This window comes from Nocardioides sp. NBC_00368 (assembly GCF_036090055.1).
Classification (GTDB): Bacteria; Actinomycetota; Actinomycetes; order Propionibacteriales; family Nocardioidaceae; genus Nocardioides.
Map to the genome: position 1 here is coordinate 4,728,220 of NZ_CP107970.1, position 26,788 is coordinate 4,755,007.

26 protein-coding genes are annotated in these 26,788 nt (G+C 69.2%); 16 read left to right on the forward strand and 10 right to left on the reverse strand.

Annotated features, from left to right (window positions below; translation table 11 throughout):
- Positions 1-6 precede the first annotated feature (6 nt).
- The 5 genes from OG984_RS22570 to OG984_RS22590 all read left to right on the forward strand — a co-directional run bounded on the left by OG984_RS22570 (position 7) and on the right by OG984_RS22590 (position 6,687).
- Positions 7-1,719, forward strand: coding sequence for an L-aspartate oxidase (locus OG984_RS22570; protein ID WP_328528422.1), 1,713 nt, complete (start codon positions 7-9; stop codon positions 1,717-1,719).
- Complete coding sequence (nadC, locus tag OG984_RS22575; RefSeq protein ID WP_328528423.1) at positions 1,719-2,648, forward strand: carboxylating nicotinate-nucleotide diphosphorylase; 930 nt, start codon at positions 1,719-1,721, stop codon at positions 2,646-2,648. The genes OG984_RS22570 and nadC overlap by 1 nt, the downstream gene beginning before the upstream one ends.
- Before the next feature lie 11 nt (positions 2,649-2,659).
- Positions 2,660-3,442, forward strand: coding sequence for a type III pantothenate kinase (locus OG984_RS22580; RefSeq protein ID WP_328528424.1), 783 nt, complete (start codon positions 2,660-2,662; stop codon positions 3,440-3,442).
- Positions 3,443-3,563: 121 nt separating this feature from the next.
- Positions 3,564-3,887 carry a histone-like nucleoid-structuring protein Lsr2 gene (locus OG984_RS22585; protein ID WP_328528425.1) on the forward strand — a complete coding sequence of 108 codons (324 nt, stop codon included), beginning with the start codon at positions 3,564-3,566 and terminating at the stop codon, positions 3,885-3,887.
- A gap of 214 nt (positions 3,888-4,101) precedes the next feature.
- A complete protein-coding gene (locus tag OG984_RS22590; protein ID WP_008354870.1) occupies positions 4,102-6,687 on the forward strand; it encodes an ATP-dependent Clp protease ATP-binding subunit in 2,586 nt (861 codons plus the stop codon).
- Positions 6,688-6,882: 195 nt separating this feature from the next.
- Here the strand turns inward: OG984_RS22590 and OG984_RS22595 are convergent, their stop codons facing one another.
- On the reverse strand, positions 6,883-7,749 hold the full coding sequence (locus OG984_RS22595; protein WP_328528426.1) for an A/G-specific adenine glycosylase: 867 nt from the start codon (positions 7,747-7,749) through the stop codon (positions 6,883-6,885).
- 80 nt (positions 7,750-7,829) lie between these two features.
- Between OG984_RS22595 and OG984_RS22600 the strand changes: the two genes are divergently transcribed.
- On the forward strand, positions 7,830-8,552 hold the full coding sequence (locus OG984_RS22600; protein WP_328528427.1) for a hypothetical protein: 723 nt from the start codon (positions 7,830-7,832) through the stop codon (positions 8,550-8,552).
- 97 nt (positions 8,553-8,649) lie between these two features.
- Here the strand turns inward: OG984_RS22600 and disA are convergent, their stop codons facing one another.
- Together disA and radA are read right to left on the reverse strand one after the other, a co-directional pair.
- Positions 8,650-9,732, reverse strand: coding sequence for a DNA integrity scanning diadenylate cyclase DisA (gene disA / locus OG984_RS22605; RefSeq protein ID WP_328528428.1), 1,083 nt, complete (start codon positions 9,730-9,732; stop codon positions 8,650-8,652).
- An 88-nt stretch (positions 9,733-9,820) separates the two neighbouring features.
- Positions 9,821-11,206, reverse strand: a complete 1,386-nt coding sequence (radA, locus tag OG984_RS22610; RefSeq protein WP_328528429.1) for a DNA repair protein RadA — start codon at positions 11,204-11,206, stop codon at positions 9,821-9,823.
- Positions 11,207-11,329: 123 nt separating this feature from the next.
- Between radA and OG984_RS22615 the strand changes: the two genes are divergently transcribed.
- Together OG984_RS22615 and OG984_RS22620 are read left to right on the forward strand one after the other, a co-directional pair.
- The gene (locus OG984_RS22615) at positions 11,330-12,367 is read left to right on the forward strand and encodes a LacI family DNA-binding transcriptional regulator (RefSeq protein WP_328528430.1); all 1,038 of its coding nucleotides are present in this window, start codon (positions 11,330-11,332) and stop codon (positions 12,365-12,367) included.
- A gap of 28 nt (positions 12,368-12,395) precedes the next feature.
- Positions 12,396-13,556, forward strand: a complete 1,161-nt coding sequence (locus OG984_RS22620) for an NAD(P)/FAD-dependent oxidoreductase (protein WP_328528431.1) — start codon at positions 12,396-12,398, stop codon at positions 13,554-13,556.
- Positions 13,557-13,561: 5 nt separating this feature from the next.
- Here the strand turns inward: OG984_RS22620 and OG984_RS22625 are convergent, their stop codons facing one another.
- On the reverse strand, positions 13,562-14,317 hold the full coding sequence (locus tag OG984_RS22625; protein WP_328528432.1) for a M15 family metallopeptidase: 756 nt from the start codon (positions 14,315-14,317) through the stop codon (positions 13,562-13,564).
- A gap of 99 nt (positions 14,318-14,416) precedes the next feature.
- Positions 14,417-15,148, reverse strand: a complete 732-nt coding sequence (locus tag OG984_RS22630) for an SDR family oxidoreductase (RefSeq protein WP_328528433.1) — start codon at positions 15,146-15,148, stop codon at positions 14,417-14,419.
- A 101-nt stretch (positions 15,149-15,249) separates the two neighbouring features.
- Between OG984_RS22630 and OG984_RS22635 the strand changes: the two genes are divergently transcribed.
- On the forward strand, positions 15,250-16,092 hold the full coding sequence (locus OG984_RS22635) for a LysR family transcriptional regulator (protein WP_328528434.1): 843 nt from the start codon (positions 15,250-15,252) through the stop codon (positions 16,090-16,092).
- 13 nt (positions 16,093-16,105) lie between these two features.
- Here OG984_RS22635 and OG984_RS22640 read toward each other — a convergent pair whose 3' ends face one another.
- From OG984_RS22640 to OG984_RS22655, 4 genes are all read right to left on the reverse strand, one after another.
- Positions 16,106-17,080, reverse strand: a complete 975-nt coding sequence (locus OG984_RS22640; RefSeq protein WP_328528435.1) for an IS481 family transposase — start codon at positions 17,078-17,080, stop codon at positions 16,106-16,108.
- Positions 17,081-17,200: 120 nt separating this feature from the next.
- Entirely contained in the window at positions 17,201-17,914 is a 714-nt protein-coding gene (locus OG984_RS22645; RefSeq protein WP_328528436.1) for a class I SAM-dependent methyltransferase, read from the reverse strand.
- A 46-nt stretch (positions 17,915-17,960) separates the two neighbouring features.
- A complete protein-coding gene (locus OG984_RS22650) occupies positions 17,961-18,617 on the reverse strand; it encodes a VOC family protein (RefSeq protein ID WP_008354842.1) in 657 nt (218 codons plus the stop codon).
- 78 nt (positions 18,618-18,695) lie between these two features.
- Positions 18,696-19,457 carry a hypothetical protein gene (locus OG984_RS22655; protein WP_328528437.1) on the reverse strand — a complete coding sequence of 254 codons (762 nt, stop codon included), beginning with the start codon at positions 19,455-19,457 and terminating at the stop codon, positions 18,696-18,698.
- 151 nt (positions 19,458-19,608) lie between these two features.
- Here OG984_RS22655 and OG984_RS22660 point away from each other — a divergent pair, with 151 nt between their 5' ends.
- Positions 19,609-21,033, forward strand: a complete 1,425-nt coding sequence (locus OG984_RS22660; protein ID WP_328528438.1) for an ATP-binding protein — start codon at positions 19,609-19,611, stop codon at positions 21,031-21,033.
- 9 nt (positions 21,034-21,042) lie between these two features.
- Positions 21,043-21,357 (forward strand): hypothetical protein, encoded by a 315-nt coding sequence (locus OG984_RS22665; protein ID WP_328528439.1) that lies wholly within the window; start codon positions 21,043-21,045, stop codon positions 21,355-21,357.
- 49 nt (positions 21,358-21,406) lie between these two features.
- Here OG984_RS22665 and sigJ read toward each other — a convergent pair whose 3' ends face one another.
- Positions 21,407-22,297, reverse strand: coding sequence for an RNA polymerase sigma factor SigJ (gene sigJ / locus OG984_RS22670; protein WP_328528440.1), 891 nt, complete (start codon positions 22,295-22,297; stop codon positions 21,407-21,409).
- Positions 22,298-22,435: 138 nt separating this feature from the next.
- Here sigJ and OG984_RS22675 point away from each other — a divergent pair, with 138 nt between their 5' ends.
- The 5 genes from OG984_RS22675 to OG984_RS22695 all read left to right on the forward strand — a co-directional run bounded on the left by OG984_RS22675 (position 22,436) and on the right by OG984_RS22695 (position 26,689).
- Entirely contained in the window at positions 22,436-23,029 is a 594-nt protein-coding gene (locus OG984_RS22675) for an NADPH-dependent FMN reductase (protein ID WP_328528441.1), read from the forward strand.
- Positions 23,026-23,457: a YybH family protein gene (locus tag OG984_RS22680; protein WP_328528442.1), complete on the forward strand. Its 432-nt coding sequence runs from the start codon at positions 23,026-23,028 to the stop codon at positions 23,455-23,457. The genes OG984_RS22675 and OG984_RS22680 overlap by 4 nt, the downstream gene beginning before the upstream one ends.
- A gap of 163 nt (positions 23,458-23,620) precedes the next feature.
- Positions 23,621-24,883, forward strand: a complete 1,263-nt coding sequence (locus OG984_RS22685) for an MFS transporter (RefSeq protein WP_328528443.1) — start codon at positions 23,621-23,623, stop codon at positions 24,881-24,883.
- Between the two features lie 69 nt (positions 24,884-24,952).
- Positions 24,953-25,909: a Ppx/GppA phosphatase family protein gene (locus tag OG984_RS22690; RefSeq protein WP_328528444.1), complete on the forward strand. Its 957-nt coding sequence runs from the start codon at positions 24,953-24,955 to the stop codon at positions 25,907-25,909.
- Between the two features lie 9 nt (positions 25,910-25,918).
- On the forward strand, positions 25,919-26,689 hold the full coding sequence (locus OG984_RS22695; protein ID WP_328528445.1) for a sugar phosphate isomerase/epimerase family protein: 771 nt from the start codon (positions 25,919-25,921) through the stop codon (positions 26,687-26,689).
- Positions 26,690-26,788: the final 99 nt, after the last annotated feature.

The window sequence follows — 26,788 nt, forward strand, 5'->3', positions numbered from 1 at the left end:
GCGGCTATGAACATGCAGCTGCTCTCCGCCCGTGATCCGGGCTGGACCGAGTGGGCGGACGTGATCGTGGTGGGCTCGGGGATCGCCGGGCTCACCGCGGCGCTGCGGCTGAAGGACCAGGTCGAGCGGGTCGCCGTCGTCACCAAGGACGTGCTTCAGGCCGGCTCGACGCAGTGGGCCCAGGGCGGCATCGCGGCCGCGCTCGGCGAAGGTGACACCCCCGACCAGCACGAGGTCGACACGCTCGTGGCAGGCGCCGGGGCGTGCGACCTGGAGGCCGTACGTGTCCTGGTCGGTGAGGGCGCCGAGGCCGTGCGCGAGCTCATCGAGTGGGGCGCCGACTTCGACAAGGACCCCGAGGGCAACCTGTCCCTCACCCGGGAGGGCGGTCACCGCCGCGACCGGATCGCGCACGCCGACGGCGACGCGACCGGCGCCGAGATCCAGCGCGCGCTGATGGAGGCGGTCCGGCGCGCTCCGGAGATCCTGGTCTTCGAGCACGCGATGGTCGTCGACCTGCTGACCGCCGCCGACGGCGGCGTCGCCGGCCTGACCATCCATGTGATGGGTGAGGGCGATGCGGACGGTGTCGGGATCGTGCGTACCCGGGCTGTCGTCCTCGCCTCCGGCGGCCTCGGCCAGGTCTTCTCCCAGACCACCAACCCCGCGGTCGCCACGGCCGACGGGATGGCGATCGCGCTGCGGGCCGGTGCGACGCTGCGCGACCTGGAGTTCGTCCAGTTCCACCCCACGGTGATGTATCTGGGTGAGGACTCCCGTGGCCAGCAGCCGCTGATCTCCGAGGCCGTACGCGGCGAGGGCGCCTTCCTGGTGGACTGGGACGGCAACCGGCTCATGGAGGGTGTCCACGAGCTCGAGGACCTGGCGCCGCGCGACATCGTCTCCAAGGCGATCATGAAGCGGATGCTCGAGACCGGCCACCCCAACATGTGGCTCGACGCCCGTCATCTGGGCCGTCCGGTGATCGAGCCTGTCGAGATCACCGCAGAGGAGACCTCAGCCACCCGGGCGTTCTGGGAGCGCCGTTTCCCGAACATCCTCGCCTCGCTGCTCTCGCACGGCGTGGATCCGTCCGTCGACCTGATCCCGGTCGCCCCGGCGTGCCACTACGCCTCCGGCGGTGTACGCACGGACCTGTGGGGTCGTTCGGACGTACCCGGGCTCTACGCCACCGGCGAGGTCGCCTGCAGCGGCGTCCACGGCGCCAACCGGCTCGCTTCCAACTCGCTGCTCGAGGGGCTGGTGTTCTCCCGCCGGATCGCAGAGGTGCTGCCCGGTGAGCTGCGTCAGCTGGAGGATCCCGAGCCGGGTGCCGGCACGGGGCGCCCGCTCGTCCCGGGCACCGCGCTCAAGCAGCTGCAGGAGACGATGACGACCAAGGTCGGGGTGCTCCGCAACGCGACCGGTCTCGCCGAGGCGTTCGACGAGCTCGAGGAGCTCGGCACGACCGCCGCGACCGAGATCGACCCCGCCGCCTGGGAGGCGACCAACCTGCTGACCGTCTCCCTCGCCCTGGCGAAGTCCGCGCTGCTGCGCGAGGAGACCCGCGGGTCCCACTGGCGCGAGGACTTCGCCGAGCGCGACGACGCCGGGTTCGCCGGCCACTTCGACGTTCGGCTCCGGGACGGCGAGACTGTCGTCAGCTTCACCCCGGCCCCAGCGACCGACCGCACCACCACAACCATGGCAGGAGCCTGATGACCATCCGACGCGTGCCCTTCGACGAGATCCCGCAGTCGCTGCGCGAGGAGCTGACCAAGGCCGGCCTGGACGCCGGCGAGGTCTACGACGCCGTCGAGCTCGCCCTCGACGAGGATCTGCCCTCGGCCGCTCCCGGTGAGATGCCCAGCGAGGACGTCACGTCGGTGGCCACGATCGCCCCCGACTCGACCGGGATCGGCGTCTTCGCCGCCCGGGAGGACGGCGTGGTGGCCGGCCTCGGCGTGGCCGAGCTCGTCTTCGCGTACGTCATGGGTGACTCGGTCACGGTGACCGACCGCGTCAAGGACGGCTCCAAGGTGAAGGCCGGCGACGTCATCATGCGGATCGCCGGGCCGACCCGCGGGCTGCTGACCGCGGAGCGTACGGCGCTCAACTACGCCTCCCACCTCTCCGGCGTCGCCACCGGCGTCGCGGCCTGGACCGAGGCCCTGGAGGGCACCGGCGCGCAGGTCCTCGACACCCGCAAGACGCTGCCGGGCTTCCGGTCCCTGGAGAAGTACGCCGTGCGCTGCGGCGGGGGCGCCAACCACCGGATGTCGCTGTGCGACATGGCGCTTGTCAAGGACAACCACATCGTCGCCGCCGGCGGCGCGGTGCAGGCCTACGAGGCCGTGAAGTTCGCCTACCCGGACGTGCCGATCGAGGTCGAGGTGACCACGCTCGAGGAGCTCGAGGCGCTGCTCGCCGCCGGTTGCGGCCGGATCATGCTCGACAACATGTCGACCGCGATGATGAAGGAGGCCGTCGAGATCACCGCCGGACGTGCGGTGCTCGAGGCGTCCGGTGGGCTGACCCTCGACCGGGCCCGGGAGGTCGCCGAGACCGGTGTCGACTATCTCTCCGTCGGCGCGCTGACCCATTCGGTGAAGGTCTTCGACATCGGCTTCGACCTGTCCGAGGGCTGAGGCGACCCGCCATGTCCCTGCTCGCTGTCAACATCGGCAACAGCCACACGGTTCTCGGGCTGATCGCCGATGGCGTCGTGTCCGCCGACTGGAAGGTCTCCACGCTCGAGCACCGCACCGCCGACGAATGGTGGGCGCTGCTGCGGGGGATTCTCGGCGATGCGCTGGTGGCGAGCGTGGACGGCGTGGTGGTGTGCGCGACCGTGCCCGCGGTCCTGCACGAGTGGCGCGAGATGATCGCCCGCCATCTCGGCTCGGTCGAGAGCGTGGTGGTCGAGCCGGGCGTACGCTCCGGCATCCCGATCCTCATGGACAACCCGCGCGAGGTCGGCACCGACCGGATCGCCAACGCGGTCGCGGCCGTGGCGCTCCACGGCGGCCCGGCGATCGCGGTCGACTTCCGCGGCACGGCGACGACCTTCGACGTCGTCAACGCCGCGGGGCAGTACGTCGGCGGTGCGATCCTGCCGGGCATCGAGCTGTCCCTCGAGGCCCTGGGCCGGCGCGGCGCGCAGCTTCGGAAGGTCGAGCTCGCCCGGCCGCGTTCGGTGATCGCCAAGAACACGGTCGAGGCCCTGCAGTCCGGAATGGTGTTCGGAGTCGCGGCGCAGGTCGAGGGTCTGGTCGCCCGGATCATTGCCGAGCTGGGTGTGCCCGCGGACGACGTTGCGGTGATTGCGACCGGCTATCTCGCGGAGTTCGTTCTCGGTGAGAGTAAATGCTTCTCGGTGCATTCTCCGTGGCTGACGATGCAAGGTCTGGAACTGATATTCCAGAGGAATGTCGGCCGTTAGCGTTTTTCGGTATGCCACCCTGTTGATTCATCTGGATGATATGTAATGCTATGCGCATCTCGCTTAACCGCGGGGCCTATATTCGGCCCGTTTCCGGGTGAAGAGCAGTGAAGGTAGGAACATGGCTAAGAAGGTTCAGATCATCCTCGAGGATGACATCGACGGCTCGGAAGCTGCGGAGACGGTGTCTTTCGCCCTGGACGGCACCTCTTACGAGATTGATCTCAGCGACGCCAATGCGGCAAAGCTGCGTGATTCTCTCGCGCTCTTCATCGGTCACGCCCAGAAGGTGAGCGGCCGACGCGGCAGCGCCAAGAAGGCTCCCACCGCCGGCGGGTCGACCCCGAAGGTCATGCGGGAGTGGGGAAAGGCCAACGGTTACACCGTGCCCGACCGTGGCCGCATTCCGGCCGACGTCCGGGCCGCTTTCGAAGCGGCTCACTGACCGGCGGATCTCGCCGCACCGAACGACCGGCTGCCGTGCCCTCCGGGGCGCGGCAGCCGCGTTTGTGTGCCCGCCGGTGTGGGCGGCGCTGTCCGGGGTACGGAACGCGTGTTCGCTCTCAGCGCACGGATCGCGTTGTGTTGTCGGGAACGCGTAGGCTGTCTGCGGGGTTGAATCTTGGTGACGCCCCAGAATTCTTAGGAGAGATGCGTACATGTTCGAGCGGTTCACTGACCGAGCCCGCCGGGTGGTCGTGCTGGCCCAGGAAGAGGCCCGCATGCTCTCCCACAACTACATCGGGACCGAGCACATCCTGCTCGGCCTGATCCACGAGGGAGAAGGCGTCGCTGCCAAGGCCCTCGAGTCCCTCGACATCTCGCTCGAGGCGGTCCGCAACCAGGTCGAGGAGATCATCGGCCAGGGCCAGCAGGCACCGTCCGGGCACATCCCGTTCACGCCGCGTGCCAAGAAGGTGCTCGAGCTGTCCCTGCGCGAGGCGCTGCAGCTCGGCCACTCCTACATCGGCACCGAGCACATCCTGCTCGGCCTGATCCGTGAGGGCGAGGGCGTTGCCGCCCAGGTGCTGCAGAAGCTCGGCGCCGACCTCAACCGGGTCCGCCAGCAGGTCATCCAGCTGCTCTCGGGCTTCCAGGGCAAGGAGGGCCAGGCCGGCACCTCCGGCGCCACCGCGTCGACCGGCACGACTTCGACCGAGGCGCCCTCCTCCAGCCTCGTGCTCGACCAGTTCGGCCGCAACCTGACCCAGGACGCCCGCGAGGGCAAGCTCGACCCGATCATCGGTCGGGAAGGCCAGATCGAGCGCGTGATGCAGGTGCTGTCGCGGCGTACGAAGAACAACCCGGTCCTGATCGGTGAGCCCGGCGTCGGCAAGACGTCGATCGTCGAGGGGCTGGCCCAGGACATCGTCAAGGGCAACGTGCCCGAGACGCTCAAGGACAAGCAGATCTACACCCTCGACCTGGGTGCGCTGGTCGCCGGCTCGCGTTACCGCGGTGACTTCGAGGAGCGCCTCAAGAAGGTGCTCAAGGAGATCAAGACCCGCGGCGACATCGTGCTGTTCATCGACGAGATCCACACCCTCGTCGGCGCCGGTGCGGCCGAGGGCGCGATCGACGCCGCCTCGATCCTCAAGCCGATGCTGGCTCGCGGTGAGCTGCAGACCATCGGTGCGACGACGCTGGACGAATACCGGAAATACCTGGAGAAGGACGCCGCTCTCGAGCGTCGTTTCCAGCCGATCCAGGTGCCGGAGCCGACGATCGCGGTCGCGATCGAGATGCTCAAGGGCATCCGCGACCGCTACGAGGCCCACCACCGGGTCACGATCACCGACGAGGCCCTGGTCGCTGCGGTCACCATGGCCGACCGTTACATCTCCGACCGGTTCCTGCCGGACAAGGCGATCGACCTGATCGACGAGGCCGGCTCGCGTCTGCGCATCCGCCGGATGACGGCCCCTGCCGACCTGCGGGAGTACGACGACAAGATCGCCGACGTGCGCCAGCGCAAGGAGGCCGCGATCGACGGCCAGGACTTCGAGGCGGCGGCCCGTCTGCGCGACGAGGAGAAGCAGCTCATCGCCAAGAAGGCCGAGCGTGAGAAGGCCTGGCGTGCCGGCGACATGGACGAGGTCGCCGAGGTGGATGAGGAGCTCATCGCCGAGGTTCTCGCCGTCGCGACCGGCATCCCGATCGTGCAGGTCAACGAGGAGGAGTCCGCGCGACTGCTGCGCATGGAGGACGAGCTCCACAAGCGCGTCATCGGCCAGGACGAGGCGGTCAAGGCCCTGTCCCGTGCCATCCGACGCACCCGTGCCGGTCTGAAGGACCCGAAGCGCCCCGGCGGTTCGTTCATCTTCGCCGGTCCGTCCGGTGTCGGTAAGACCTGGCTGTCCAAGACGCTCGCCGAGTTCCTCTTCGGCGACGAGGACGCGCTGATCCAGCTCGACATGTCGGAGTTCGGCGAGAAGCACACCGTCTCGCGGCTCTTCGGTTCGCCTCCGGGCTACGTCGGCTACGAGGAGGGTGGCCAGCTCACCGAGAAGGTGCGCCGTAAGCCGTTCTCCGTGGTCCTCTTCGACGAGGTCGAGAAGGCTCACCCGGACATCTTCAACTCGCTGCTGCAGATCCTGGAGGAAGGTCGCCTGACCGACTCCCAGGGCCGCGTGGTCGACTTCAAGAACACCGTGATCATCATGACCACCAACCTCGGCACCCGAGACATCGCCAAGTCGGTCAACCTGGGCTTCTCCCAGGCCAGCGACAAGGCGGGGTCCTACGAGAGGATGAAGTCGAAGGTCTCCGACGAGCTCAAGCAGCACTTCCGTCCGGAGTTCCTCAACCGTGTCGACGAGGTCATCGTGTTCCCGCCGCTGTCGCAGGAGCAGATCATCGCGATGGTCGACAACATGATCGGTGCCGTCGAGATCCGCCTCAAGGACCGCGACATGGGCATTGAGCTCACCACGGCCGCGAAGAAGCTGCTCGCCGAGCGCGGTTTCGACCCGGTCCTGGGCGCCCGTCCGCTGCGCCGCACGGTGCAGCGCGAGATCGAGGACGTGCTCGCCGAGAAGATGCTCTACGGCGACATCGGCCCCGGCTCGATCGTCGTGGTCGACGTCGAGGGAGAGGGCCCGGCCGCGAAGTTCACCTTCGAGGGTCAGAAGCGTTCCTCCATCCCGGACGTCCCTCCTCTCGAGGGCGCGACGGTGACCGATATCGAGCTCCCCGACCAGGATGAGCCGATCAACATCGAGAAGCCGAAGCCCGACTCGGAGTAATCCGTTCAAAGGCGACGCCCCGGCCGTTTAGGCCGGGGCGTCGCTTTATCCCCGCCGAGTGGGCAGTAAAAACGGCCGAGACGTCAGTTGTGGCGGCCGAGACGTCAGTTGTGGCGGACGAGACGTCAGTTGTGGCGGACGAAAGTAGAGTTTCGTCCGCCATTTCTGCAGTTTCGGCTGAAGGTCGGCTGGAGGTTAGGGGAGGGCGAAGAAGTCCGGCTCCACCTCGGCGGCCAGATTGTCCTTCAACAGGCCTTCCAGGGCGCGTTTGCGTTGGGTCTCGTCGGACCAGACGACGTCGAGGCGACTGCGGTGGACGGGGGAGTCGGCGTCGCGGAGCACGGCCAGAAGCCGGCCGCGGCACTGGCGATCGGTGCCGGCCCAGGTCTGGACCTTGCGCGGAGGTCCGTCGTACGCGGGGTGGCCGGCCGCGCGCCAGGCGCACAGGTCCGCGACGGGGCAGCGAGCGCAGGATGGCCCGGCTGCGGTGCAGACCAGGGCGCCGAGCTCCATGACGGCGACCGACCAGGTGGCGGCGGTGGGCTCGTCGTGGGGGAGTACGCCGGCGGCGAGCTCGCGCTCGGCCTTGTTGACCGACGGTGCGGGGAACTCGACACCGCTGAGCGTCCTGGCGAAGACGCGGCGTACGTTCGTGTCGAGGACCACGTGGCGCTTGCCGTAGGCGAAGGTGGCGATGGCCGCCGCGGTGTAGTCGCCGACGCCGGGGAGCGCGATCAGCTCGTCGTAGGAGTCGGGCACCTCGCCGCCGTGCTGCTCGACGATCGCGGTGGCGGCGGCGTGCAGGCGCAAGGCTCGACGGGGGTAGCCGAGGCGGCCCCAGGCGCGGACAGCCTCGCCGGTCGGCTCTGCGGCCAGATCGGCAGGGGTCGGCCAGCGCTCCAGCCACGCCTCGTGGACGGGGAGCACCCGGGAGACAGGGGTCTGCTGGAGCATGAACTCGCTGACCATCACCGACCACGGAGTCGCGGTCGCGGTCCGCCACGGGAGGTCGCGGGCGTTGGCGTCGTACCAGTCCAGAACGGCGTCGTGGAGTTCGGTCACACCCCGATTGTGCCGTGCGACAGGTATTGTCACGGAGTGGCACCCCGAAACCTGGGCGAAGGGTCATTACGGTGTCGCCTATGGCCCGTGCGAGAAGGACTGGAGGACGACTGCCGGCCTCGGTCTACTGGCGTCGGAGGCTGGCGGTGCTCGGCATCGTCATGCTCCTGATCGTCGGGATCTCGCGCTTCTTCCTCAGCGGGTCCGACGGGTCGGACGACACCGCGAAGCCGGTGGCTGACCAGCCCACCGCCACCGTGACGGTCACGCCGACGCCGAGTGCGGAGCCCTCGAAGAAGGCGGGCAAGGCGGGCGGTAACAAGCCCGCGAAGCCGAAGAGCAGCGCGCCGCCGGAGCCCACCGGCGAGTGCTCGCCCTCCGACATCGTCGTCGAGCCCGCCGTCACCGACGGCTACTCCTACGACAACGTCACCATCCCGCTGCAGCTGCGCACCGTGAAGGCGACCGCGTGCACCTGGAAGCTCTCCGCGGACGCGCTGCAGGTGCGGATCTCGCAGAAGGGTGGCGACCTGGTCTGGTCGACGGTCGACTGTCCCAAGGCGGTGCCGACCAAGGAGATCGTCGTACGCCGCGACGTCGTCACCACGCTGCCCCTGACCTGGACCGGCCGCCGGGTCGTCGCCGGCGAGTGCACCGGTCACGGCCCGTGGGTGAAGCCGAACTTCTTCGTGATCGTCGCCGCCGCCCTCGGTGGCGAACCGTCATCGGCCACGTTCGGCCTCTACAAGCCGGGCAGCGCCCTGTCGCGTACGGAACCCGATTCTCCGGTGCCGAACAGGTAGAACCGGCAGCCGAATCTGCAGTTGTGGCGAACGAAACGACAGTTTCGTTCGCCACAACTGCAGATTCAGCCGCCAGAACTCAGGACTCGGCGAGGGGTCAGACGTAGCGTTCGAGGATGGTGGACTCGGCCAGGCGGGAGAGGCCCTCGCGGACGGAGCGGGCGCGGAGCTCGCCGACGCCCTCGACGGCCTGGAGGTCGTCGACGCTGGCGGAGAGGAGCTTCTGCAGGGTGCCGAAGTGGTCGACGAGGCGGTCGACCACGGCGGGTGGGAGCCGGGGGACCTTCGCGAGGAGGCGGTAGCCGCGCGGGGCGACGGCGCCGTCCAACGCATCCGAAGTGGTCAGGCCCAGGACCCGGGCGGTGGCGGCGGGGTCGACGAGCTCTGCGGAGTTGAGCGCCTCGAGCTCGGCGAGGAGCTCCTCAGGCGAACGCGCGCGGCGGCCGCGGGGGAGGTAGTCGCGGATGACCATCTCGCGCTCAGCGTCGACGCCGGTGATGAGCTCCTCCAGCTGGAGGGACAGCAGCCGGCCGTCGGTGCCGAGCTCGAGCACGTAGTCCTCGATCTCACGGGCGATGCGGGTGACCATCTCGAGGCGCTGGGCGACGACGGCGACGTCGCGCACGGTCACAAGGTCCTCGATCTCCAGCGCCGACAGGGTGGACGCCACCTCGTCGAGTCGGAGCTTGTAGCGCTCCAGCGTCGCCAGCGCCTGGTTGGCGCGGGAGAGGATCTGGCCGGAGTCCTCCAGGACGTGGCGGGTCTGTCCGACGTACGCAGCGATGATCTGCATCGACTGGGACACCGAGATCACCGGGTGACCGGTCTGCTTCGCGACCCGGTCGGCGGTGCGGTGCCGGGTGCCGGTCTCGGTCGAGGGGATGGTGTGGTCGGGCATCAGGTGGACCGCGGCCTGCACGATGCGGCTCAGCGAGTCGTCGACGATGATCGCCCCGTCCATCTTGGCGAGCTCGCGCAGGCCGGTGGAGGTGAACGGCACGTCCAGCGTGAAACCACCGGTCGAGATGGCATCGACCATCTTGTCGTGGCCGAGCACGATCAGCGCGCCGGTGCGGCCGCGAAGGATGCGCTCGAGCCCGTCACGCAGCGGTGTTCCGGGCGCGATCAGAGCGAGCGTCTCGCGCAGTCGGAGTGAGTCCGCGGTGCGGTCGGCGGGCACGAGATTCCTTTCGGAGTGGGATGGGGTGATTCTAACCGTGGATCCAACCGTAATGCCGAGAACGATCGGCCACGAGTCCCCAAGCCGATCACACCAAGCGGAGGAATTCCAGCGCGGCACTGATGCTGTGGACCTCAAAGACACGCATGCCGTCGACATCGCGCTCATTGGGGCGGTTGGGCACCGGAGTGCCCGGGTCGGCTGGGACGACCGCGACGGTGAACCCCAGCCGCGCCGCCTCAGAGAGCCGCTGGTCGAGATCGCGCACCCGCCGCAGCTCGCCGGCCAGGCCGATCTCCCCCAGTGCCACCACCCCGCGTGGCGTCGGTGTGCCGGTGTGGCTGGAGGCGACCGCGAGCGCCATCGCCAGGTCGGCGGCCGGATCGCTGATCCGGGCCCCGCCGACGGTCGAGGCGAACACGTCACGGCCCGAGAGGCCGACCCGTGCGTGTCGCTGCAGCACGGCGAGGATCATCGCGAGCCGGGAGCCGTCCAACCCCGAGGTCGTACGCTTCGCCCGCTCCTCCGCACCCAGCACGGTCAGCGCCTGGATCTCGGCGAGCAGCGGGCGGCGCCCCTCCATCGTCACGGTGACGCACGTGCCGGGTACCGAGACGTGATGGGTCTCCACGAAGAGCCCGGACGGGTCGGTGACCGCGACGATGCCCTCCGAGGACAGGTCGAAGCAGCCCACCTCGTCGACCGGGCCGAAGCGGTTCTTCATCGCCCGCACCATCCGGAACCGGGAGTCGCGGGCACCCTCGAAGTGGAGGACCACGTCGACCAGGTGCTCCAGCACCCGCGGCCCGGCGATCGCCCCGTCCTTGGTCACGTGGCCGACCACGACGGTGGTGATGTTGCGGGTCTTGGCGACTCGGATCAGCGCCGCCGCCACCTCGCGCACCTGGGTCACGCCACCGGGAACACCCTCGACCCCGGAGGCGCCGATGGTCTGCACCGAGTCGACCACGATCAGGTCGGGCCGGGTCTCCTCGATGTGGGTCAGCACGGCACCGAGGTCGGTCTCGGCGGCCAGATAGAGCTCGTCCTGGATCGCGTTGGTCCGGTCGGCCCGCAGGCGCACCTGCGAGGCGGACTCCTCGCCCGTCACATAGAGCGCCCGGCGTCCGTAGCGCGCCGTCTGCGCCGCCACCTCGAGCAGCAGCGTCGACTTCCCGACGCCCGGCTCGCCCGCCAGCAGGATGGCGGCCCCCGGCACCAGCCCGCCGCCGAGCACCCGGTCGAGCTCCGGCACCCCCGACGTACGCCGTTCCGACTCGGTCACCGACACCTTCCCGATCGGCACCGCGGCGGTGGAGACGGGGGCCGCCGGCGTACGTCCGATCGGGGCCGCCGTCTCGGCGACCGACCCCCAGGCCTGGCACTCGCCGCAGCGACCGACCCACTTCCCGGTCTCCCAGCCGCACTCCGAGCAGCGGTAGGTGGCGCGTTTGGACGATCGTGCGGTAGCCATGGCCAGCAACTTAGACCAAGGCACCGACAAGGAATGGGGCCTAAAGCGTCCCCAGGGGCCGGCAGTCGTTACCATGGCTTGGAACGATCCAGAGTTCCACATCGGCATCAAGGGAGGCAGAGCGTGGCGGTGCCGCGTTCCGGCGGTCATATCTCGGCCGCTCCGCCGACCCTGGCGGACGTCGCGGAGCTGGCCGGCGTGTCCCGCCAGACCGTGTCCAACGCGGTCAACAACCCTGACCTGCTGCGCGCCGACACCCTGGCCCGCGTTCAGGACGCGATCGACAAGCTCGGCTACCAGCCCAACCGTGCGGCCCGGAGCCTGCGGACACGAGCCAGCCATCTGATCGGCCTGAGGATGCCCGCCCTCCAGGAGGGCACGGCCAACGCGATGATGGACCGGTTCGTGCACACCTTCGTCGAGGCCGCGGCCGAGACCGGCTATCACGTGCTCCTCTTCTACGGAGACCCTGCCGACCCGCTCGACGGCTACGACGAGCTGCTCAGGTCGACGGCGGTCGACGCGTTCGTGGTGACCGACACCCACCTCGGCGGCCAGCAGACGACCTGGCTGCAGTCCCGGCGCGCACGGTTCGTCTCCTTCGGACGCCCCTGGACCCAGCCCGACGCCAAGCACCCCTGGGTCGACGTCGACCTCGCCTACGGTGCCGAGATCGCCACCGAGCACCTGATCGAGCGCGGCCACTCCAAGATCGCCTGGATCGGCTGGCACAAGGACTCCCTCCTCGGTGAGGAGCGGCGCAGCGGCTGGATCCACGCGATGCACACCCACGGCCTCTCGACCACCGGGCTGGCCTCGCGCACCGAGGACTCGATCAGCTCGGGCAAGGCCGCCGCCGACGCGATCCTCGACGAGACCGAGCCGACCGCGCTGGTCTGTGCCTCCGACACGCTGGCGATGGGCGTGCTCCACTCCCTTTTCGAGCGGCGCCTGCGGCTCGGTGAGGATGTCGCGGTCGTCGGGTTCGACGACTCCCAGGTCGCGCAGACGGTGCCGCCGGGCATCACGTCCGTACGTCCTCCGCTGGAGGAGGCCGCGCGCGAGCTGGTCAAGGCGCTCGAGGAGCTGCTGGCCACTCCGTCCTACGCCGCGCCCGGCGTGATGCTGAAACCGGCCCTGACCGTCCGCGGGTCTTCATAGCCAGACCGATCCGCGGGACGATGGCGTCATGGGAACTGAGCAGATCGTCGTCATCGGTGCTGGTCTCGCGGCTGTCAGCGCCATCGAGGCCCTTCGCGACGAGGGGTACGCCGGCCGCCTGACCCTGGTGGGGAAGGAGCCGGAGCTGCCCTACGAGCGCCCGCAGCTCTCCAAGGACTTCCTCTCCGGAGCCAAGGAGTTCAAGCTCTCCCACGACAAGGCGTGGTTCGCCGAGAAGGACGTCACCGTCCTGACCGGCACCACCGCGACCGCCCTGAACCTGGACGGCGGCACCGTCACGCTCGACAACGGCGAGGAACTGCCCTTCGACCAGCTGCTCCTGGCCACCGGGGCCGACCCGAAGACGCCGCCGATCCCGGGCGTCGAGAACGCGATGACCCTCCGCACCGTCGAGGACGCCCGCCGCCTCAAGGAGGCGATCGAGCCCGGCACCCGGGTGGTCGCGGTCGGCGGCGGCTGGATCGGGCTCGAGGTCGCGGCGTCGGTGACCGCGCTCGGCGGGAAGGCGGTCGTGCTCGAGGCGGCCGCGCAGCCGCTGCTCAACGTCCTCGGCCCGACGCTCGCCGAGCACGTCGCCGCCCTCCACACCCGTCATGGGGTCGAGGTCCACACCGGGACGACGGTCGAGGCGATCGAGCCCGGTCTCGTACGCACCAGCGCCGGCGAGATCGCCGCCGACATCGTGCTCGTCGCCGTCGGTGCGGCACCGGCCACGAGCCTGGCCGCGGACGCGGGTCTCGAGGTCGGCGACGGCGTGGTGGTCGACGAGCGGCTGCGTACGTCTGATCCGCGCGTCTTCGCCGCGGGCGACGTCGCGCTCGCGAAGCACACCGCGCTCGGCCCGCTGCGGGTCGAGCACTGGGACAACGCGATCAAACAGGGTCGGCTGGTGGCCCGGTCGATGCTGGGCAAGGACGGCGCCTACGACTGGCAGCCCTACTTCTTCACCGACCAGTTCGAGTTCTCGATGGAGTACGTCGGCCGCTCCGCCCCCGAGGACGAGGTGATCCTCCGCGGGAACACCGAGGGTGACGAGTTCATCGCCTACTGGCGGCGCGGTGCCACCGTCACCGCCGGGATGAACGTCGGGATCTGGGACGTCAACGACAAGCTCCGCGAGCTGGTCGGGACCGATGCCGATCCCGACCAGCTCACCGAGTCACCCTGAGCAGCTCAGAAGCACTGCGAGGCGCTGTGGTAGACGCTCGACTGGATGCCGAGGTGGATGTGGTCGCTGTGGTCGGGGTAGCCCGGCCCGAGCACCTGCGGGAACGACTGGCGTGAGGCACGGGCGATGCCGCACATGGTCGTCGCGCTGCTGCCGGGCACCAGATCCATCGCCCGGCCGTAGAGGTGGTTGCTGTTGGAGGCTCCGCCGACGGCGTCGTTGCACGCCTTCGAGCGGTAGGCCGAGGTCACCCGCAGCGGGTTGTCGCCGAGCCGGTGCCGGATCGCCTCGGCGCGCCACATGGCCTGCATCAGGTTGGCCTTGACCTGCGTGATCGTCACGCCGGAGATCGGCGTCGGCCAGCCTCCGTAGCAGACGTCGTCGACCTCGCTCCACGAGAAGTGGATCGGGGTGCAGTCGTCGTCCTGCAGCGCGTAGATCTTGTTGAACGTGTTCGCGCCCGCGACTCCGTCGGCGGCGAGCCCGTAGGCGGCCTGGAAGTTGCGGACCGCGGTCGTCGTCGCCGGTCCGTAGGACCCGTCGATCGAGAAGACCGTGCCCGTGGCCGCCCACCCGGCGACCCGGATCTGCAGCTGGGTGACCGCGTTGCCCGTGGACCCCTGCTGAAGCGTGCCGCTCCAGGTGTAGCAGGCGTCGGCCTGAGCGGGAGCGGCCGTGGAGGTGATGGCGACCAGGCTGGTCGCCAACGTGACGAGGAGGGAACCGATGACCGTGCCGAGGCGGCGTGGGGTGAGGCGCATCTGTGGAGCTCCTATCTTCCGAGAGGTCCGAGAGGACCCGAGTCGCTCCCTAGAGTGGCCTCCTTTGACGTCGTGTACTTGGATTTCGCGTGAATGTAATCACCAGGGAATGACGCCGGCGTCCTCGAAGTAACCGCCCGTCGGACCGTCGTCGGGCAGGGTCGCCAGGCTGATCGCGATCCGGGCGCCCTCTTCGGGCGTGCGTACGCCGCGGAAGCCGTTCAGGTCGGTGGCCACGAATCCGGGGCAGCCGAGGTTGATCAGGATGTTCGTGTCGCGCAGCTCCTTGGCGTACTGGATCGTGACGGCGTTGAGGTAGGACTTCGTCGGGCTGTACGCCACCGAGATCGGCCCCACGGCGAGCGGGTCGTCCGTCGAGGTCTGCCGGGCGAGGGAGCCCACGCTGCTGGACATGTTGACGATCCGCGGTGCGGCGGAGCGTCGCAGCAACGGCGGCATCGCGTTGGTGACCCGGACGACGCCGAAGACGTTGGTCTCGACCGCGACCCGCATCTGGTCGATCGAGATCTCGGTCGGGTTCTGCGGCATGCCGCCGGTGACGCCGGCGTTGTTGACGAGTACGTCCAGGCCGCCGTGCTCCTCCTCGATCAGCCGGGTCGCGGCCGCGACACTGGCGTCGTCGGTCACGTCCAGCGGAACCCCGAAGGCGTCGACGCCGTTCGCACGCAGCTTCTCGACGGCCGCCTCGCGACGGGCGTCGTCACGGGCGCCGACGCCGACCTTCCAGCTGCGCGCACCGAGGCCCGCGGCGATCTCGTAGCCGATTCCCTTGTTGGCGCCGGTGACCAGCGCGATCGTGTTCTCGCTCATGTCCTCCAGCCTGGCCAGGGCCCGCGGAACACTCCAATATCACCTTGGTCGCCACCTATACCGCTCAGGTATGTTCCCAGGTCGGAGCTAGGGTTGAGACCATGGAGACCCGGGAGCTTCGCTACTTCGTCGCGGTCGCCGAGGAGCTTCACTTCAGCCGTGCGGCCGCTCGCCTCGGGATCGCCCAGCCGCCGCTGTCACGCGCGATCAGCCAGCTGGAGCGGCGTCTGGGTGGCCCGCTGCTCGAGCGCAACAGCCGGGGTGTCACGCTCACCGACGCCGGCCGGGTTCTCCTCGCCGAGGCTCGCGCCGCTCTCGACGCGATCGACGCGGCCGAGCGCCGCACCCGTCGCGCCACCGGCGACGGTGCCGAGCCGGGTCTGGTCCTGGTCTCCAAGGCCGGAGCCTCGACGGAGCTGCTGACCAAGCTGCTCGACGCCTACGCCGCGGAGCCGGGGTCGGTGAGGGTCGAGGTCGACCTGTGCGGCATCGGGGAGCAGGGGCCGAGGCTCCGCGACGGCAGGGCCGACGTCGCGCTGCTGCATCGTCCGTTCGACTCCGTCGACGGGCTCGACTCCGAAGACCTGCTCACCGAGGGCCAGGTCGCGGTCCTGCCCTCCAGTCATCCGTGGTCGACCCGGTCACAGCTGACGCTGGCCGACCTCGACGACATCCCCGGTCTCCCGCCGATGCGCTGGCCGTCAGGCGGCGGCTACGCCGACGGCCCCGGCCCCGAGGTCCGCGACTCGGCGCAGCTCTATCAGCTGATCGGGCTCGGCCGGGCGTACGCGCTCCTTCCGGAGTCGGCGCGCGCCGAGCAGCATCACGGCGTCGCCACCGTCCCGGTCGTGGACGCCCCCGAGGTCACCACCGTCATCGCCTGGCCGCAGCACAGCCGCTCGCTCGCCCTGGCCACGCTGGTGCAGACCGCGACCCGCCTCTAGCTGTACTCGGCCATCACGTTGGTGACAGTCGGCTGATCGGTGGGAGTCCTGCGAGTGCGCTGTGGCGTCGAACAGTGTTGTAGCACTCGAGCCATGGGGAAAGCGCGGCGGCTCGGTCGGTGTTGGTGAGGTAGACCTGGCGGTAGGCCCACTCGGTCGCCAGGGTGCGGTTGTATCTTTCGACCTTGCCGTTCTGCCAGGGGCAATGGGGCTTGATGAACTTGTGCTTGGCTCCCAGCGTGGTGATCGCCTCAGCCACGTCGTTGGATCTGCGGTAGGAGAAGTGGTTGTCGGTGATGACCCGCTCGATGCGGGTGATGCCGTGGGCCGCGAAGTAGTCGGCGGCCCGGCGGATGAACCCTGCGCAGGTGGGGCCTTTCTCGTCGGGCAGGATTTCGGAGTAGGCCACTCGGGAGTGGTCATCGACCATCGAGTGCACGTAGTCGTAGCCGATCCGGGCCTGTTTCTTGGCCCAGGTTGACCCCATCTGACGGCCGTGGGCCTTCCAGCCGCCGCCGTCGGGGATCTTGCCGATCTTCTTGACGTCGACATGGACCAGCTCACCGGGCCGGTCGCGTTCGTAGCGCACCGTGGTGGTCTTCGAGGCCCGGATGACCTCCCCGGTCAACGGGTCACACTCACGCAGGTACGGGACGCGGTGGCGGCGTAGGACCCGGCCCACGGTCCGTGCTGGGACACCGAGTTCGGGCCCGAGCCAGTCCTGGCCGCGGCGCTCTTGGTGGCGCTTGACCACGATCGCTTCCTCGACTTCGGCCGGTGTCTGATTCGGGCAGTGGTGGGGACGCGAGGACCGGTCGTGTAGACCGGCTTCGCCTTCGGCACGGAACCGGGCGATCCAGCGGTGCGCGCACTGGCGCGAGACGCCTTGGGCCTTGGCTGCGTGCGCGACGGCCCAGTCGTCCTCGACGACTCGCTGGACCAAGAGTTGCCGGCCACGAAAGTTCAGCCGGGCATTACGGTGGGACACGAAGACCTCCGGACGGTGGATGACCTAGACAGCAACCACCGCACCCGGAGGTCTTCGCTACGTCAACAACCGACCCGGAGTGTCACCAACCTCATGGCCGAGTACATCTAGCTCTGCTGATCAGAAGCGCTTCCACCAGAGGTTGACGGCGTAGTCGACGTACGTCCCCTGGTGCTCCTCCAGGATCGCGGCCGCAGTCGCGGGGTCGAACTCGATGCGGACGACCGCCTCCAGGTCGGCGCGCGAGGCGAAGGACCAGTCCATGTCGACGGGGACGCGCGTCCAGCCGTGCATCGACCAGAACCGCTCCTGCTCGTCGGGCGGCGGGACCTTCGGGTAGCCGCGGCGGAACCACCCGCCGAAGGTCGAGCGTGAGCCGTCGTTGTCGATCACCATCGCCACACCGCCGCGGCGCATCACCCGGTCCAGCTCGCCGAGTCCCGGCTCGGAGCCGGGACCGAAGAAGTAGGCCCAGCGGGCGTGCATGACGTCGACCGACGAGGGCGGGAGCGGGAGCTGCTGCGCGACGCCGTTGTGGACGGTGACGTTCTCGAGCTTCTTCGTACGCCGCCGGGCCAGCGTCACCAGGTCCGGGTGCGGCTCGATGCCGGTGACGGTGCGGGCGGTCTCCGCGAACCTCGGCAGGTAGAAACCGGTCCCGCAACCGAGGTCGAGCACGTCCCGCCCGGCCCAGGGTGCCACCTCGGCCATCGCGGACCAGAGCCGGCCGTGCGGGTCGAGCGCACGGTTCTCGATCTCGTACGTCGCGGTGTGGTTCCAGATGTTGGGGGACGGGATCGCGCCTGTAGCGCCGGGGAGGTCAACGCGGCTCATGTCTCCTCGACGGGGGGTCTCGACAAGCTCGACCACCCGCGCCGGGTCAGATCCGGACCTCGCCGCGCGGGGTCACGAACTTGGCGGCCAGCAGGCCCGGGGTGCCGTGCTCGGCGACCCAGTCGATGTGAACGTTCTCGGCGGGCTTGCCGGTCCACGGGTCGACGCGCTCCTTCAGCTCGTCGCCGAGGTAGTCCTTGACCCGCTCGGGGTCGCCGGAGATCTCGAGGTCGGTGAGGGTGATGTCGGAGCCGGCGTTGCCGGGGTGGAGCTCGGGGGTCTCCCACTTGATGAAGTAGGGCAGCTGCGGGTCGGCGATCAGGCCGTTGATGCCGATCTGCTGCCAGTGGAGCTCGCGGCCGTCGGGGAGGTGGCGGTTGCCGGGGACAGCCTTGCGGCCGAGCCGCTCCTCGATCGGGGTCATGTCATCGACGCCGATGACGAAGCCGATCCAGCCGCCGCCGAGTGCGGAGCGGGCCTTGACGGCCTGCCCGAACGGGGCCTTGTCGCTGGCCGGGTGCTCGAGCGCCTCGACGACCTCGAGGTAAAGGCCGCCACGCATCGGGAGGATGTAGTTGCGGGTGCCGAAGCGGGGGTGGACGCCGCCGTCGACGAACTCCTGGCCGAGCAGCTCACCGAGCTGCTTGGCGGTCTGTACCAAGCCATCGGGTCCTGCAGCGTACGAAACATGGTCCAGGCGCATGTAACGATTCTGAACTCTCCCTGAGAGAGAAACCAATCCAGGGTCGCTATCTCTTGATGTCGAGATACACCCGGGGGTTCAGCGCGGGCTGGCGGGATGGAGCGCCAGCGCGGACCTCGACCGGACATGCGCCTCGCAGTGACGGACGAGCTCGGCGTACGCCGCCTTGCCCATGAGCTCGGTCAGCTCGGCCGCGTTGGTGAGGTAGACGGGCTCGACGGCGAGGTGGGCCTCGGTGTTGCCGGAGCAGTACCAGTCGAGGTCGTGGCCGCCCGGCCCCCAGCCGCGCCGGTCGTACTCGGTGATCGTCACCTCGGTGTAGGTCGTCCCGTCGGTGAGCTCGACATCCCGGAACGTACGCCGGATCGGCAGCTGCCAGCACACGTCCGGCTTCGTCTCGAAGTGCTCGCGGCCTTCCTTCGCGGCCAGGATGTGGAGGGCGCAGCCCGAACCGCCGGGGAAGTCCGGCCGGTTGGCCAGGACGCACGACTCCTGCCCACGGAACTCCGTGACCCGGGTCTTCCGCTCGCCGTCCTCGTCGAGCTCGACCCAGTCGTCGGTCTCCACCGTGCGTCCCGGGTGCTGCTCCCAGATCTCCGGCGTCAGCTCGGCGACGAAGCCCGCCGTCCGCGCCTCGTCCTCCTCGTCCGCGAAGTGTGCCCCGAGCGTGCAGCACCCCACGTCCGGCGAGCTCTTGAACATCCCCGGACAGCCGTTGCCGAAGATGCAGGAGTAGGCCGACGTCAACCAGGTCAGGTCGCATCGCATCCGCTCGTCCGGGTCGTCGGGGTTGACGAACTCCACCCACGCGCGCGGGAAATCCAGGGGTACCTCGGGCATCTCGCAAGCCTACGTCGCGGAGCGTGGGCGGCTCGCATGTGAGCCTCTCTGGCGGGTGCGGCGCGCAGTTGTACGTCAAATGCACCTCAAATGTACCTCGCTGAGTACATTTGAGGTGCATTTGACGTACAACTGTCTTCGGGAGGCACGGATGGACATCGAGGAGATCCTGCGCACGCTCAGGTTCGCTGGAGGCGACACGGCCGCCATCGAGGTCAAGTCAGCTGCCGGTGGCTACCCGTCGACGACGTTGGAGTCGCTAGGCGCTCTCGCCAACACACCAGGAGGCGGCGCGATCGTGTTCGGCCTGGACGAGCGACGCGGGTTCACGCCGACAGGCGTCTACGACGTACAGAAGCTCAAGCAGCGACTCGGAAACGAGGCCCAGGACTTCACGCCGCACGTCCGTATCTCGATCTCCGATGCCGTGGTCGACTCGAAGCCCGTCGTGGTCGCAGAGGTGGGGGAGTGTGATGCTGCCTTCAAGCCCTGCACTCACGTGTCGGGCAAGTCATGGGTGCGCAGCTATGACGGCGACTTCCAGCTCTCGGACCTCGAACGTCAGGGCTTTCTGAGCAACCGCGCGGCCCCGCACTTCGATATGGCTCCGGTTCCGGGTACGTCCGTCGCTGATCTCGAGGCGTCTGCTGTGGCTGCTTGGAGCGACACAGTGAGGCGGGAAGATCCGAGCGGGTTGGGGCGGTTCGATGACGAGGACCTGCTCAGACACGGTGGAGTCGTCACGGGGGCAGGGGAGCTGACAGTGGCAGGTTTGATGATGCTCGGCGAGTATCCCCAGACCTGGTTCTCTCGACTCGTGGTGCACGTCGCTCGGGTTGAGCCCGATGGATCGTTCCGAAATGCCAAGTCTCTGAGTGGCTCGATACCGCGCATGCTCGCATCTGCAGTCGACTGGGTCACCCAGAACGTCGACTACGTCATGGTCTCCGGGCCGGACGGCCATCTGAGGGACGTACCTGCGTTCCCCGTTTCGGTGATCCGTGAGTTGGTCGGTAACGCGCTCGTCCACAGAGACCTGGCGCCCTGGTCGGAGGGGATCGCGATCCACCTCCGCATCTACCGAGATCGCCTGGTGATCACCAACCCTGGTGGTCTCTACGGGCTCACGGTTGAACGGCTCGGTCGCGAGGCGATCAGCCGTTCCAGGAACGCGAAGCTGGTTGCTCTCGGCGTCAATGTCTCCGCGCCGGGCGGTGTCCGAGTCGTCGAGTCATTGGCGTCAGGTCTGATCCGAGTCAACGCCGAGCTCGATGGTCAGGGCCTTCCCCGTCCAACATTTGTCGACACCGGGATTCAGTTCACCGCCATTGTGAAGGCGACGAGGCACAGGGCGCCACGGACCCCCACGACAATGGTCGAATTGATCGGTGCAAAGCAGCAGCAAGTCTTGACAGCTTTGATCGAGGGCGGTCAGGTCGGAGTGGCTGACCTCGTCGAGCGCACCGGTCTGTCTCCGACGGTCGTGCGACGGGCTCTCACCGCGCTGCGCGAGAAGCGGATGGCGACGGTGGTGTCGGGTGGACGAGGGCGTGAGACCACGTACGAGGCAACGTAGGGGGACGTCGTGAGCCGGTTTGTTGCACTTGCCTGGGCAGATGTCGACCACGTGAGGTGGGGAGAGATCGCGGCGTTCAACGTCAGCAAGGCTGATCTTGCGGCCATCGGGCTCGCGTTCGAGGTCGTGGAATTCGACGGTCTTCAGGTGGAGATCGCTGCCTTTCGGATCGAGTCAGGTGACGTCGCGATGATTGGCAGTGGTCACAACTCGCCCGACCTTCTCAGTCTCGCTGTCGCGGCCGACGCTGGGGCAACGCCAGAGAATTTCATGGTCGCTCTTGGTGTTGAGTTTGAACGGTCGGAGTGGCAGCCCCTGCGCTGAACCGAACCTGTGTTTCGGTGGTCTGCACCTCATATGTGGCATGAGGGGATCATTCGGATCGCCAGGGACCGAGCTTCTCGGGGTTGCGTACGGCCCAGATGCGGGTGATGCGGCCGTCGGCGACGTCGAAGGCGTAGACGGAGACGGTGGCGCCGTCGACCTGGCCGACGAGGCCGGCCTGGCCGTTGACGAGACATTCCTGGAGCGTCACCTCGGGGGCGCGCGCGGCGATATCCATCCAGGCGCCGGCGATCTGCTCGGCGCCGCTGATCGGCTCGAGGAAGGCCAGGGCCAGGCCGCCGCCGTCGGCGGTGGCGACCGCCTGCGGGTCGAGCAGGCCGACGAGGGCCTCGATGTCGTGGGACTCCCACGCCTCTTTGAAGCTGCGGACAAGGTCGGCGCGCTCGGTGGCCGAGTGGTCGCGGGAGGTGTCGATGCGGCGGCGGGCGTTGGAGGCGAGCTGGCGGCAGGCGGCCGGAGTGCGCCCGACGATGTCGGCGATCTCGGGGAAGGTGAAGCGGAAGATGTCGTGCAGGACGAAGGAGACCCGCTCGGCAGGGGTCATCGAGTCCAGCACGACCAGGAAGGCCATGCTGATCGACTCGTCGAGGGTGACCCGGTCGGCGGGATCGGCCGGAGCGAAGCCGGGGCCGTCGAGCCAGCCGCCGGGGACCGGCTCCGGGATCCAGTCGCCCACGTAGTGCTCCCGCCGGGCTCGTGCGGAGCCGAGCAGATCGAGACAGATCCGGCTCGCGACCGTCGTCATCCAGGCGCCGGGGTTGTCGATCGCCTCCCGCTGCTGCTCGGTGAGTGCGTACCAGCGGGTGTAGGTCTCCTGCGCCGCGTCCTCGGCCTCGGCGAGCGAGCCGAGCAGGCGGTAGGCGAGGTTGATGAGCTGGCGGCGCTCACCGATCACCTCGGCGAGGTGCGGGTCGGTCATGGCGGCTCCCTTCGGTCTGCATGTCTACAACCGGTCCGACGAAACAGCGACCCGATCTGTGAGACCGGCCTGACACTTCGGTCGCCTGCGTCGTCGGAGGGGCAGCACACCCGCCGGAAACCCGACAAGGAGACGTACGTGATCAGCATCGGCATCATCCTCGGCAGCACCCGCCCCCAGCGGAACGGCCCACAGGTCGCCCGTTGGGTCCACGACCTGGCCTCGCGCCGCGACGACGCGACCTTCGAGCTGATCGACCTGGTCGACCACCCGCTCCCGCACCTCGACGAGCCGGTCCCACCGATGTTCGGGCCGTCGGCGAACCAGCACACCCGTGACTGGGCCGCGCGGATCGCCCCGTTCGACGGCTTCGTGATCGTGACCCCGGAGTACAACGGCGGCATGCCCGGCGTCCTGAAGAACGCCATCGACCACGCCTGCGCGGAGTGGACGAACAAGGCGGTCGGTTTCGTCTCGTACGGAGTGAGCGGCGGTGCGCGGGCGGTCGCCCAGCTGCGTACGGTGTGCGGCACGCTCGGCATGGCCGACGTGAGCCGTCTGGTGGAGCTCTCGCTCTTCACCGACTTCGAGAACCATGCCACGTTCGTGCCCGGGGATCGTCACGCCGTCGCGCTGACCGCCATGCTCGACCAGGTCGTCGCATGGAGCACGGCGCTCGCGCCGCTGCGGGCCACCGACGGCCTGGTCGGCGCTTCGGGAGCGCGGTCATGAGCGCCGTGGACGAGGCCGCGATCCGCGGCCGGATCGAGCGGATCATCGAGGGACTGCGGGCCAAGGACCTCGACATCCTGCGGGAGCCGTACGCACCCGATGTCGTCTCCTTCGACGTGGAGCCGCCGATCCAGCACGTCGGGATCGAGGCGAAGCTCGCGAACTGGTCGAGGGTCTTCGAGGTCTTCGAGACGGTCGACTACGAGCTCCGGGACCTGGCGCTCACGATCGGCGGTGATGTGGCGTTCGGGCATGCCTTCGGCCGGCTCAGCGGGACCATGAAGAACGGCGCCGCCACGTCCGGGATGTGGGTGCGGGTCACGTACGGGCTGCGCCGGATCGACGGCACCTGGGTGATCACGCACGACCAGGTCTCGGTGCCGTTCGACATCCTCAGCGGCAGGGGTGTGGTCGACCTGGAACCGTGACCAAGACGACTCTGCGGCGATTCCGGAGGGGTGACGCGAGCGGCGTATCCTTGTAGGTGCGGAGCGACCGCTCCGTGTCCGATGTGTGTATCACCTCGCGCTGGCCCCGCCGGCGGACCAAGGCGGCACAGAGCCGCGGTTCGCAGCGGGAGGTTCGAAAGAGATGTCAGAGCAGCGCGAGCAGAGTCTGGTGCGCGCCGTCGGAGGGACGTACTTCCCGCTCGCGCTGGTCGCGCGGCTGCCGTACGCGATGATGGTCGTCGGGGTGCTGACCCTGGTCGTCGCGGGCCGTGGGTCGCTGGCGCTCGGCGGTCTGAACTCGGCGATGGTCGGGATCGGTGCCGCGGTGTGTGGTCCGATCCTCGGTGCCGCCGTCGACCGGTTCGGCCAGCGTCGGGTGCTGCTGGCGGTCAGCGTCGCCAGCACCGCGGCGCTCGGCGCGATGGCCTGGGTCGTCTACAGCCCGCTGCCCGACGTGGCGGTGCTGGCCGTGGCCTTCCTGGTCGGCGCGACCGCCCCGCAGATCGCGCCGCTGTCGCGGTCGCGGCTGGTGGCGATCATCTCCGCGTACGTCGTCCCCGGGCGTCGCGTCCGGGTGCTCAACTCGACGATGGCCTACGAGTCCGCGGCCGACGAGATCGTCTTCATCGTCGGTCCGGTCGTCGCCGGCGTCCTCGCCGTCGCCGTCGACCCGTGGGCGCCGGTCGTCGCCGCGGCGGCGCTCACCCTGGCCTTCGTCTCCGCCTTCGCCCTCCACCCGAGCGCCGCGACCGCACAGGTCTCCGCCGGACGTACGCCGGCCGCGGGGTCCCTGCGCGAGCTCGCCCGCCCTGGTGTGGTCGTCATCGTGGTCGGCATCCTCGGCGTCGGCCTCTTCTTCGGCTCGATGCTCACCTCGCTGACCGCGTTCATGGCCGACCACGGCCGCCCGGAGCAGGCTGGCCTGGTCTACGCCGCGATGGGCGTCGGGTCTGCCGCGCTGGCGCTGGGCGTCGCCGTCTTCCCGGTGGGCTTCACCGCGACCGCACGCTGGCTCGTCTTCGGCGGCGTGATGCTCACCGGTGCCCTCGCCCTGCCGGGCGTCTCCTCGGTGACCGGGATGGTCCTCGCGCTGCTCGTCATCGGTCTCGGCATCGGCCCGACCCTGGTCACCCAGTACGGCCTCGGCGCCCGCCGCAGCCCGGTCGGCCGATCCGCCACGGTGATGACCATGCTCGGCTCCGCCGTGATCCTCGGGCAGTCGCTGGCCTCCGCGGTCACCGGCGACATCGCCGAGCGCTGGGGCACCGACGCGGCCCTGCTCCTGCCTGCTGCGGCCGCGCTGGTGGTCGTGGTGGCCGGGGCCGTCAACGCCCGGATCGGGGAGCCTGCCGTCTCCGTTCCCGCCGGGAGCTCCGAGCGCGCCGCGGCCACGGCCGGGCGCTGACGTCGTCCGCACAGCGAGCATTGGAACACTGCGTGCGCGCGGGGCGTCGCGGCGAAGTAGCGTAGACCCATGCGTCTGGGCGTACTCGACATCGGATCGAACACGGGACACCTGCTCGTGGTCGACGCCCACGGCGGGGCGGCCCCGCTGCCGGCGTTCTCGTTCAAGCAGCCGCTGCGGCTGGCGGAGCACCTCGACGCCTCCGGCGACGTGACCGAGGCGGGGGTCGAGGCGCTGACCGAGTTCACCCGCGAGTCGGTGCGGGTCGGGGAGGAGAAGGGCGTCTCGGAGACGCTGGCGTTCGCCACCTCGGCGGTGCGCGATGCCGGCAACTCGCAGCAGGTGCTCGACCACGTACATGCCGAGACCGGGGTCGAGATCGAGGTCCTGCCCGGCGACGACGAGGCGCGGCTGACCTTCTTGGCCGTACGCCGCTGGTTCGGCTGGTCGGCCGGCCGGCTCGCCGTCTTCGACATCGGCGGCGGCTCGCTGGAGATCGCGGCCGGACTCGACGAGCAGCCGTACGTCGCCTGGTCGCTGCCGCTGGGCGCCGGCCGGCTCGCGCGCAGCTACTTCGGCGACCGGCCGGCCGAGGAGGAGCTGCGGGAGCTGCGCCGGATGATCCGCGCAGCGATCGCCGAGGACGCCGGCAGGATCCTGCGCGACGGTCATCCGGACATGGCGGTGGCGACGTCGAAGACGTTCCGCTCGCTGGCGCGCATCTGTGGTGCCGCCCCGAGCGGCGAGGGGCTGCGCGTACGCCGCCAGCTGCCGCTGGCCGAGCTGCGCCGCTGGATCCCGAAGCTGCTGGAGATGTCGCTCGAGGAGCTCTCCGAGCTGCCCGGGGTCAGCCCTTCGCGGGCTCATCAGATCGTGCCCGGTGCGCTGGTCGCCGAGGCGTGCCTCGACATCTTCGACCTGGAGGCCTTCGAGATCTGCCCGTGGGCGCTGCGGGAGGGGTTGATCCTCGACCGTCTCGACCACCTGTCCTTCATCGGAAGTTCCGATCTCGGCAGGTCCGAATAGGAGACCCCGATGATCTCGCTGTCGACGTCCTCGACCTATCCCGAGTCGACCGCCCACGCCTTCACGTACGCCGCGGAGGTGGGCTACGACGGGGTCGAGATCATGGTGGGCATCGATGCGCTGTCGCAGCAGACGCATGCGGTCAAGCAGCTCGCCGAGCACCACGGCCTGCCGATCGTCGCGATCCACGCGCCGACGCTGCTGTTCACCCAGCAGGTCTGGGGCTTCGAGCCCTGGGGCAAGCTCGAGCGGTCCGCCGAGATGGCCGCCGAGGTCGGGGCAGGGGTGGTCGTCGTACATCCGCCGTTCCGCTGGCAGCGCGAGTACGCGGCCGGGTTCGTGGACGGGATCGCCACGCTGGAGCGCTCGACCGGGCTCCGGTTCGCGGTGGAGAACATGTACCCGTGGCGGGCGGCCCGGCGCTCGACGCCGATGTATCTGCCGCACTGGGACCCCTCGACCGAGGAGTACGCCAACACCACCATCGACCTCTCCCACGCCGCGATCGCGGGCGACGACGTCATCGAGATGGCCGAGCGGCTCGGCCCGCGGCTGCGCCACATCCACCTCACCGACGGCACCGGCTCGGCCAAGGACGAGCACCTCGTTCCCGGCCGTGGTCACATGGGCGCCGACCGGTTCCTGCGCCATCTGGCCGGCTCGGGCTTCGACGGCGAGATCGTCCTCGAGATCAACACCCGGCGAGCCCGCTCCCGCGCCGAGCGCGTCGCCGACCTCCGCGAGTCGCTCGAGTTCGCGCGGAAACACTTCCAGGACTGACTGGCTGGGATACCCGGTCGGCCGGGTATCCCTGGGCTGGACGGGCACTGAAACACCCACCAAGTCCACGAAGTGCCCACCCAGTTCCCCCGCGCGTCT